The organism is Okeania sp. SIO2F4 (assembly GCF_010672385.1).
In the GTDB taxonomy this organism is placed as follows: domain Bacteria; phylum Cyanobacteriota; class Cyanobacteriia; order Cyanobacteriales; family Microcoleaceae; genus Trichodesmium.
Genome location: NZ_JAAHGT010000924.1, coordinates 1 through 3834, shown reverse-complemented (window position 1 = coordinate 3834; position 3834 = coordinate 1). Strand labels below are relative to the sequence as shown.

The 3834-nt window shown below is 35.6% G+C and carries 2 protein-coding genes and 1 pseudogene; all 3 read right to left on the bottom strand.

All coding sequences use genetic code 11. The features are described 5' to 3' along the window. A partial coding sequence (locus F6K22_RS35020; protein WP_293109079.1) for a tetratricopeptide repeat protein occupies positions 1-316 on the bottom strand: 316 nt, incomplete at its 3' end. A 1540-nt stretch (positions 317-1856) separates the two neighbouring features. Continuing rightward, the gene (locus F6K22_RS35015; protein WP_293109077.1) at positions 1857-2642 is read right to left on the bottom strand and encodes a 16S rRNA (uracil(1498)-N(3))-methyltransferase; all 786 of its coding nucleotides are present in this window, start codon (positions 2640-2642) and stop codon (positions 1857-1859) included. A 708-nt stretch (positions 2643-3350) separates the two neighbouring features. Further along, positions 3351-3834, bottom strand: a pseudogene (locus F6K22_RS35010) (hypothetical protein); the annotation flags it as partial.

The following is a 3834-nucleotide window of genomic DNA, read 5'->3' as shown; positions in this document are numbered from 1 at the left end:
ATCCTGGTTCTATATTTTCGGGATTAGATTTGGCAGCAGCAATTTCTTGTTGTTGGCGATTTTTTTCGATATTTTCTATTCTTTGTAAACCTTGGCGTGCTTGTATAACTACTTGTGGGTTTGTTGCATCTTTGAGCAATTTTCTATAAAACTTTTCTGCTGATTCGAGTTTATCTATTTCTTCATACCACCGCCCAATATATAGTTGCACCAACAGATTTTGAGGATGTTCTTTTTGTAGTTTTTTTAGTAATTTTGCTGCCTGTTGATAATTTTTTTGTTCTAGCAGACTAGCAACTTCTTTAATTTCTTTCATAAAACCTCTTGCAAAAGTTTTAATTAAATAAATTCAAGATATAAAATTAACAATTTCATCTCCCTATTCCCTCCATACCTATTCCCTCCATACCTGACTTCTGCAAGAAGTCTATATTATAGTTGTCCTGTAAGCATTCAGCCGTCAGCTATCAGTTATGAACTATGAACTATGAACTATGAACTATGAGTTATGAGTTATGAGTTATGAGTTATGAGTTACCAGCTCATTGTCTCGTTTATGAGGAATTAGTCTCCAAGAAAAATTAAAAGTTATGTTTGCGCAGCATTCCGTTTGCCTAGCATTCCGAAGGAAAGGAAAGGAAAGGAAAGGAAATGAAATTAGTCCTCAGCTAACCTTAGTAGTTATTACTTTCAAAAGCTGATAGTTGAATGCTTACGTTGTCTTATTTAAGTTGTCAGAAAATATCAATGATGAAATATCCTCCCTCCCAATGACAGTTTAGCTTTCTCACTTCTGACTTCTCACTTCTTCCTTCTTCCTCCTTCTTTCCTTTACCACAAAACAGTCAATCTATCAACCTACCCCAAACTGAACAGAGAAAAATTAGTCTTTCATCTTCAAAGAAATTAAAGCGATCGCCTCTCAAAACAACAGTATAATCAGTATTTTCAGCCTCAAAATTCAATTAAGCTATAACAATCCTTTGGATTATAATATTTTTTAGATTATCACAGAACTGAACCAAAGAGCTGAAAATATTGAAACCTCGTCAGGAAAATCAGACAAAATTTATCCTGATTTATCATCAATCCCTGACAAAATTTAAAATTTTTAAACTAAAACCACAAACCTATAACTCAAACTTAGAACAAAACCTGCTTTTGAAATCTAGGAATTTTTCAAGTGCCTTTTCACCCTTCTCCTTTCTATTGCCTCCTACCAAAAATCACCTTAACCAAAAACATTTTCATTCTATGAAGCACTCAAAAAAAAAGCCGCGCCGAAGCGAAAAAAGAAGTTGCATCCTCAAACTAACTCTGATACAATCAGAGTATTAGGGTTAACTCGCCTATAGGCATGATTATTTATTCAACAAAAGATCGGTAGGGGCAGGTTGAAATTCAAAATGGTAGGCGTTCCTGAACCAAGGGATGAATCTTTGAGTAGAAGGTAAATCCAATCTTTTAGTTCCTCTTTCTCCAAAACTATAATTCATCCCATAAATATGCAACGCCAAATGGTAAGATAGTAAATTTCATCTCAGCCAGGTAGAGTATTAGCAGGCAAAATGCTCATGCTACATTTGAATCCGATCATTTCTACCTCAAAGACCTCGAATCTACTGTATCAGCATTGAACCAGTTCTCTATCAAAATCACCTTAACCCAAAACATTTTCATTCTCTGAAGCACCAAAAAAAAAGCCGCGCCGAAGCCAAAAAAGAAGTTGCATACTCAAACTAACTCTGATACAATAATGTTATTAGGAGTAACTCGCCTACAAGCATGATTATTTATTCAACAAATAAACTGAATAGAGGAAACTTTAAGTTAAATAAGAAATTTATTTTGCACAACTACTTATCACCATTGCTATATATTTTTTTTTTCTCTCCATCGAATACAGCAGCAACCAAAGATAACGCAACCAAAGGAGCTGTAACCGATCTTAGGATACGCTTACCAAGAGAAACAGCTTGAAAACCAGTAGCGATCGCTACTTCTATTTCCCCATCAGTCCAACCTCCTTCAGGACCAGTAGCAATGACTATTGATTCCAGTTTTTGATTATCCAATAAACTCTCCAGTAAAAGAGGATAACTATTACGAGCAACACATATATACTTATGATAATTAGTACACAAATTTTCGTTCTCAAATAAAGATAAAGCAACAGAATATTCTCTAACTTCTCTAATTTTAGGAACCACTTGACGCTCTGATTGTTCAGCAGCTTCAGTAGCAATTTTCTGCCACCTTTTTAACTTTTGCAGACCAGGTTTAAGCAAAGTTCTAGAACTAATAACTGGCAAAATCTGAGTAACTCCTAATTCAGTACTTTGTCGCACAACCTCATCAAAATTATTTCCTTTAGGTAAAGCAGAAATTAGAATTAGTTCTATTGGTAACTCATTTTGAATCGAAATTTCTTGTTCTAAAACAGAACCTAACTCAGCTTTTCCAGAAATATCTAGTGTAAGTTTAGCTAACCACCATTTACCCTCACCATCCATTAAAATAAACTGGTCTCCCACCCCCAATCGTAACACTCGCCCTAAATAATGCTGTTGTTCAAAAGTTAGAAAAACCTTCTGTTTATCAATTTGGTGGCGAGCGATCGCTAATCTTTGCAAATCAGCCATTCTTGAAAAAAATTAATAGTTAAAATCTGCCCCACTTTCCAGTATTCATCTGATGTAGTAGCGTGTCTAGCTTTAAAATGTGGGTAAAGAGCGAGTTAATGAAGACCTCTCCCCCAACCCCTCTCCTGCAAGGAGAGGGGTAAGTTTTACACACAATTTTAGTCTAGACGAGCTAGTAGATACAGTAAAAAACTGCGGAAGCGTGGCAGAGTTTTTTTGTCATTATTGACATTAAATCAGAATCAAACCTAGCATTTTATAAATAAACAGAAATAGCAACAAAGCCATTTCCATTTATTTTTTTGCCTTTAAAGTATTTTACGGCTGATGTTTAGTTTGATAATGCTCTTCAGTCTCCTGAAGTTGATTTTTCTGATAGTTAACACAGCTAATTTTCATCAACTACAAGGTGTCTATTTTTCCAATTAATTCACTTTCAGTTATTAGCTCCTTAAATAGCAAAACATTTCTACAGAAATTTATCCCACATACTTATTTTCAGACATGGAATTTATCCTAGAAGCAGCTAAAAATTTCAGCATTCAGCCTTTTTTTTGTGAATTACAAAAACACATTTGCTATAGATAGGAGAAATCTTCGGATGTACTTTAACCCATACTTGGGCATTTTACTTTAGTCTTTTAATAATGCCATAGGATTTCATTTTGTCCGAAGCTATTGGCTGAGAGCTGACCGCTAAATGCTTACCTAAAAATTAGTTTCATCAGTAGTAGTTAAACTTTCATTTTTCCTAATTTTTTCCAGGTATTCTGCAATTGCTTCAGTTGCTAATTGAACTACTGGTTTACCCTGACGCTTAGACTCCTCTTTTAACTTGGTATAAATTTCATCCCTCACACTAACCCGATGTCGCATTTTGCTAGTATCTTTAGGTTGCTCCGGAGGAGATGCCGGTTGACCTACTGGTTGACCAATAGTGTTAGGTGTTGTAGGTGCTACAGGTTGACTTACTGGTTGACCAATAGTGTTAGGTGTTGTAGGTGCTACAGGTTGACTTACTGGTTGACCAATAGTGTTAGGTGTTGTAGGTGCTACAGGTTGACCTACTGGTTGACCAATAGTGTTAGGTGTTGTAGGTGCTACAGGTTGACCTACTGGTTGACCAATAGTGTTAGGTGTTGTAGGTGCTACAGGTTGACCTACTGGTTGACCAATAGTGTTAGGTGTTGTA